This is a genomic window from uncultured Bacteroides sp., from assembly GCF_910585845.1.
In the GTDB taxonomy this organism is placed as follows: domain Bacteria; phylum Bacteroidota; class Bacteroidia; order Bacteroidales; family Bacteroidaceae; genus Bacteroides.
The window spans coordinates 23,083-29,888 of sequence record NZ_CAJUHF010000044.1 but is presented as its reverse complement, the minus strand read 5'-3'; the positions used below and the strand labels follow the sequence as shown (position 1 = coordinate 29,888).

The 6,806-nt window shown below is 52.5% G+C and carries 2 protein-coding genes; both read right to left on the bottom strand.

The annotated features are described in order from the left end of the window. Nucleotides 1-773: 773 nt before the first annotated feature. Nucleotides 774-3,917, bottom strand: a complete 3,144-nt coding sequence (locus QZ323_RS11410; RefSeq protein ID WP_294634825.1) for a glycoside hydrolase family 3 N-terminal domain-containing protein — start codon at nt 3,915-3,917, stop codon at nt 774-776. A gap of 134 nt (nt 3,918-4,051) precedes the next feature. Continuing rightward, nucleotides 4,052-6,790 carry a serine hydrolase gene (locus tag QZ323_RS11405; RefSeq protein WP_294634823.1) on the bottom strand — a complete coding sequence of 913 codons (2,739 nt, stop codon included), beginning with the start codon at nt 6,788-6,790 and terminating at the stop codon, nt 4,052-4,054. Nucleotides 6,791-6,806 lie beyond the last annotated feature (16 nt).

Below are 6,806 nucleotides of genomic sequence, written 5' to 3'. Positions count from 1 at the left end.
TTCTAAAATTGTTGCTGACCAACATGATTGTATTCGATTCGCTGAATAGTTACTTTTACTAAGTTTTCACCCAATTTTTACTAAAAATCCGGCAAATTTTTACTAAGAATTTTCCACCCCGCCCACAATACCTCAGAACAAGGATAACACTTATCAAAATATAATATGGAATAAGCCATAAAAACATTGCCATATTTTACCATCAGCACAAATAAGCCAGTCACCTGCCATTTCTCCGTATTATTCCGTCAACAGGTTTATAATTATATAAAAATACCATCTATTACTTCCATTTGCTAATTGATAATAACCACAAATAATGAAATAGCCATAAAAACAAGCCACCTCATCCAGAATGTTTGATGAAACGATTCTATGCTGAAAGATTTTCATAATCCCATTTTCCCGTGTCGATGATTTAGAATATCTGAAATCAAAAACAGTTTTCTTACAGCCAGAACCATTCTTTATATTGGCAAGATAACATCTCATACAAGAATAAGATAAGATCTCAACCCATTACCGAAACCATTTGTTTGCTAAATCCCTATCCGAAACATACCTAAAACGGGTTTGCTCCGTAACTTCTCCATGCAAGGGTACTTCTACACGGAATGGGTACGGACCCGATACGGAGCTGATACGTTCTGGGGATATCCTTGACCCAAATTTATTCTATAAACAATTCTGCTAATAGACTATTTAAGCATGCTTAAAGTAAGTGAGAAATTAGGGGACATACAATCGTTTTACTAAAAACAATGTTCTAACAATCACTTGCCTAACGCCTGATACACCGCCTCCTGTATCCGCGTACGGATATCCAGCTTGGTCAGTTTCGTATTCCACGCATCGGGATAGATGCGGTTGCAAAGGAAGACATAAACAATCCCGTTCGTCGGATCCACCCAGGCACAAGTGCCCGTAAAGCCGGTATGCCCATAGACGGTGGACGGTGCGGCAGCTGCACACGGGCTTTTTGCCGGATTCCGACGGTCGGGCTTGTCGAAACCGAGGCCGCGACGGCTGATGCCGGAGACAGTGGTAGTGAACACGCGGCATGTCTCCGCACTCAGATAGCGCCTGCCATCCAGTTCGCCGCCGTTCAGCAACATTTGGTAGATGCGTGCCACTTCGGTAGCATTGGAGAAGAGTCCGGCATTGCCCGATACGCCGCCCTGGAAAGCCGCAGATTCATCATGTACAAATCCTTGAAGAACCGTTTTCCGCAAGAAAGGGTCTACGGAAGAGGGTACGATTTCAGCTTTCGGTATGGGCTGATGGGCACCCGACACCGTACCGGTATAGACGGCACCCGCCGTTGCGCCACCTTGCAGCGGCAGATAGCCCGTGCGCTTCAGCCCCATCGGCGCATAAAATTCCTGTTCGAGAAAAGCATCCATCGACATTCCCGTACGCGCCTCAACCACCTGTTGCAACAAGATGAAGCCCACACAGCTATAGCGATAACGGCGGTCGCGCAACGGCGTCTTCACTATCTTCTGCCGATACTCTTCTTTAAAAGAACGGCTCAGCCACAGGCTATCGCTCACCTGCAAGGTATGTTCTGCGGTACGCACTTTGGACACCAGTCCCTCACGGAATTTGAATTTCGGATTAGCCCAGGTCTGCCGGCCTATCTGTACGGAATGCTGTGCATCGGGCCTTGCTTTGAAGAGGGTTCCTTCGTAACTCTCCTTGTCTATCGCCTCCTGATAGAACAGCAGTGTGGAGGGCAGGCCGGATTCATGCAGCAGCAGCTGTCGGATAGTGATGTTCTTCTTATCCGTGTCCTGCAACCAGAGCAAGTAGTCTGAAGCACGGTCCGTAAGACTCAGACGGCCTTTGTCGTACAGTTTCATGACGGCAAGCAGCGTCGCCGTGGTCTTGGTCAGCGAAGCCAAGTCGTAGACATCAGTCGGCAGCACCGGAAGTCCGGCACCGGGGATGTCTGACACAGACAGAAGCCTGTTGGCAGACGGGACGGCCGCACCTCCCCAGGTATGTGTTCCGAAGGCTTTGTTATACATCTCCTTGCCATCTTTCAGCACTACGACCTGACAACCGGGGTATGCCCCTCCTTCAATGCCCTCTTGCGCTATCTCGTCGATACGTGACAGCAGGCGGGAGTTCACGCCATGTTCTTCGGGAATGGAGTGGCGCGGGGTTTTCGGGGTGATGGTCAGTCCGTCACCGGTGGCAAACAGGGTGCCTATACTTGCCGAAAGGCGCCCGTCCGCCGTAGCATCGCCATAGAGGATGCGGGCTGTCTGTGCCTGCACATCGGCGGAAGAAGAGTGTGCCAGAATGGCGGCATCTGCCGCAGAGACCGCACGATGTATCTGCAATACCTGCTTTCCGGGTATGAAGAGCAAGTAGGCGGTGGGCATGGTCGGGGCAAATTCATTGAGGAAAGCCTGATAGGGCGCCAAGCGATGCTCGGTGACACAGACAAGTACCCGCCTGTATTGCAACAAAGAATCGCGCAGTTGCTTGCGGGCAGTAGCCGGCATCTCCTTCTTCAACTGGAAGACGGCAGGGACAACACCCTGCCTACCGGAAGAGAGTTCTTTCAGGAAAGGCTGGAGTTCTTTCGCCTCGCCTACATTCAGCACAGCTACCTTGCGGGTATCGGCATCCAGCGGAAGCATATTCTTTTTGTTTTGCAGTACGGTGATTGCAGCCTGGTTCAGCCGTCGTATCAGGTCACGGGTATGCGCCGTGCTGAGACGGTTCCCCAGTCCGGAGAGGCGGACAAACGGTTTCACCGACAAGCCGAGGGCATACTTATAGGTAAGCACTTTCCGGCATTTCGCTTCGATTTCCGATTCAGCCAGTTCGCCACTCTTCACGGCATCCAGAATGGCATCCACTTCCTCTTTGATACGGCGAGGTACAAGCAACAGGTCGTGTCCCGCCTTCAGGGCTTTCAGACAAACCGTATGGTCGGTAGTAGAGACGCCCTTCATCGCCAACGCATCCGTAAATACCAATCCACGGAAGTTCATTTCTGTAATCAGCAAGTCGTGCACCACGCGACGGGAGAGCGAAGAGGGCACTCCCCTCTTCGGTTCGAGTACGGGCACTTCCAAGTGTCCCACCATCATGCCGGACAGTCCCGCCTGAATGGCCCGCTTGAACGGATACAGTTCCACGCTGTCCAGTCGCGCACGCGAAAAAGGTAGTACGGGCAGGGCATGATGTGAATCGATATCCGTATCGCCATGTCCGGGAAAATGCTTGCTGACGGAGAGCACGCCGCCCTCTTCCAGCCCGCGGGAGTAGGCGATCACCTTGTCTGCCACGTTTGCAGGGCTTTCGCCGAAGGAACGGGTGTTGATGACCGGATTCTTCGGATTGATATTCACATCCGCCACTGGGGCAAAGTTGACCTGTACCCCGAGTTCACGGCATTGGCGTGCCATCTCACGACCGTACTCATACAGAAGTTCATTGTTCTGGATGCAGCCCAGCACCATGTTGCGGGGAAACACCGGCGTGCCGCGCAGACGCATTGCCAGTCCCCATTCGCCGTCGAAGGTGATCATCAAGGGGATGTTCGCCATCTTCTGCGCCTCGTTCGTCAGGGCGACCTGGTTCTCTGTCAGTCCGCCGGAGAAGAGCAGTCCGCCCACTTTATAGTCGTTCACCACTTTGCGCAGCAGGTCGCAATTGGGTTTGTTCTGTTCCGGAGCAATGGTATAGATAAACAACTGGCCGATGCGTTCTTTCAGGCTCATCCGGTGGAGCACGGAGTCTACCCACTGCCGACACCGCTCGTCATCGGGAAGCCGACGGAGCATGAGGGGTTCGACGGAAGAAAGAAGAGATTGTTGTATGGGCTGCACCTGTGCCCGGATAGCAGGACAGAAAAGACAGCCGCATATAATAAGAAAAGATAGGAATAGTTTTTTCATCATCATCTGTTATACATTAAGGCTACCAAAGGTATAGCATTTCGGACAGAAAGGCACGGTAAAGAGGGAGTTTTTTGGACTAATTAGTAAAAAACACCGTATTTGTCGTGCCTTTCCGCTACTTGATGCGCAGGTTATTTCAGGCTTCGATAGATGGCTTCCTGTATGTCAGTGCGGATATTCATTTCTCCTAATTTCGTGTTCCACACGTTGGGGCACAGGCGGTTACTGAGAAAGACATATACCATCCGGTTCACGGGGTCTGCCCAAACGCAAGTGCCGGTGAATCCAGTATGCCCATAGACGCCGGACAGGGCGGAAGGAGCACAAGGGTTGCTCTTCGGGCTCTTCAGGTCGGGTTTGTCAAAGCCCAGCCCACGACGGCTGATGGCGGATGTTTCTGTCGTGAACAGACGACAGGTGGCCTCGCTCAGATAGCGTTTGCCATTCAGCTCTCCTCCGTTCAGCAGCATCTGATAGAGCATGGCCACTTCGGTTGCCGTGGAGAACAGTCCCGCATTGCCGGAGATGCCACCCAAGCAGGCAGCAGCCTCATCGTGCACATAGCCGCACAGGTCTTGCCGACGCAAGAAGTCATTGGACGCCGTGGGCATGATCTCTTGCTTGGAGTATCGCTGCAAAGGCTGGTAGAGGGTACGCTGTAAGCCCATAGGCGCGTAGAATTCCTTGGCAAGATAGAGGTCCATCGGCAGTTTGACAATCGCTTCCACGACTTGTTGCAGAAGGATGAAGCCGAGGTCGCTATAGACATATCGCTTGCTGTCCATGTCGCAGCGGGCAATCTGTTGCAGGATGGTATTCTTGAAACTCTTGTTCAACCACATTCCGTCGGCCACGTGCAGAGTGTGGACGGAAGATGCCTGAGAAGAGACTAATCCTTTCTTGAACTTGAAGTCCGAGCAGTAGTAGCTATGCTCGCTCACCTGGGTATGATGCCATTGGTCTACCCAACTTTGGGCGTAAGGACCGTGTACGGAATTGGGGTCGATGGCTTCCATATAGAAACGAATGTAGGGCGGGAGGCCGGATTCGTGGAGGAGAAGCTCTTTGAGAGTGATGTTCTTCTTGTTGGTGTTCCGCAAGAAAGGTAGATAATGGGAGGCTTTGTCAGTCAGTTTCAGCCTGCCTTCATCATATAGTTTCATGACGGCAAGCAGCGTGGCTGTGGTCTTGGTGAGGGAGGCAAGGTCGAACATATCCGTAGGGCGCACGGCAGTGGTGTCCTTATCAGAGTGCGTGCCGAAACACTTGTGGTAGACAGGACGACCGTCCTTCAGAACCAGTACTTGACAACCGGGATAGGCCTTGGCGTCCAGTCCTGCACGGACGATGGCGTCGATACGGTGCAGTTCGTAGGACTTCATGCCCAAATCTTCGGGGATGAAATTTCCCGGCTTCATGCCCGAAGTGACCATACAGCCCTCACCAGCCTGATAGAGTAGCCCGATGTTCATGGAGAGCTTTCCTTGGGCAGGGGCTTTGGCGAACAATACGCCTGCCACATGCTGCTTGATGTCCGGTTCCGACGAATGTCCCAGAAGAACGGCGCTTGACTTCTTCAAGGCAGGCTCCAGTAGCCGCATCTCCCTGTAAGAGGTGAAAAAGGCATATACCAACGGGGCGGGTACATCCAGTTCAGCGAGGAAATCGGCATAGGCAACCAAGTCGACATCCCTCCCGGACACACTAATCACGATGCGGCGGTAAGCGGCCAACCGGTCTGCCAGTTCGCGGCGGTCGGCGGCGGTCATCTCCCGTGTCAGATGGAGATGCTCCACAGGGACGGGGGAAAGGCGCTGCATCTCTTCCATGAAAGTATGGTCATCGCCTTCGCCCACGCTCAATACAGCTATTGGCGCACCGGCGGCGGGTGTCAGGGGTAATATCCCGAAATGATTGCCCAACACAGTGACTGCCGCCTGACGCAATCTTGCTGCCAATGCCTGTGCACTGTCTGTACGGATGCGGAAGCTCATGCCGCTTACCCGCAATGGTTTACGCGGCAAATGCAGCCCCAAATGATACTTATAGGCAAGTATCTTGCGACATTTAGTTTCGATTTCCGATTCGGTAAGCACACCGTCTTTCACAGCATCCAGCACACTTTTCACGGCATCTCCTACTGCATGCTGCACTTTCAGCATATCGCCTCCGGCAAGTAGTGCTTCCGCTGCATGCCGCGGTACAGAGGTGATATCTTTCACTTTGAGCGCTTCAGCTGCGAATACACCACCACTTTCCAGTCCTTGCCTGTAGGCTGATTCTTTTTCTTCCGCCAGCTTTTCGTCTTCACCGAAGGAATGTACAGGCGCAAACAGGGAAGAAAGACTGGTGTCGGTATCCGCATCAGGTACAAAGGTGATCTGTATCCCCAATTCGCGGAACTCACGTGCCACTTCACGACCGTATTCGTCAATCAGGCGATTGTCTCCGATGCAGCCGAGAGCAGCATTCTTCGGGAAACGGGGCACATCTTCCAGATGTTGGGAGAGACCGCATTCACTGTCGGTAGCTATCAGAAGAGGGGATTGGGAGGTTTTCTGTGCAAGGTTGGTCAGGATTGCCTGCTCTTCCGGAGTACCTTCGGTGAAGGATAGTCCGCCTACCTTATGCTTCTTGAGCAGGTCGCGTAGCTGTTTCTTTTCCTGTTTGTCAGCTTTGGCGGGGAGGGTGGCGAGCAGCAACTGCCCTACCTTCTCCGGCAGGTTCATGCTCGCCAGTACGGAATCGGTCCATTGCCGGCAACGAGTATCCTCCGGCCAAGGCAGGGGGCGAACCTCTGTCTGTGCGCAAAGCAATGCCCTATTGCCCCACAAAAGGGCAATCAACAGTATGAGAAGAGTTCTCTTCATTTATGTCGTTACTTGA

What these genes read in the sequence shown, in the direction of transcription:
- QZ323_RS11410 (WP_294634825.1), bottom strand. Translation starts at nt 3,917, where the DNA reads ATGAAAAAACTATTCCTATCTTTTCTTATTATATGCGGCTGTCTTTTC.
- QZ323_RS11405 (WP_294634823.1), bottom strand. Translation starts at nt 6,790, where the DNA reads ATGAAGAGAACTCTTCTCATACTGTTGATTGCCCTTTTGTGGGGCAAT.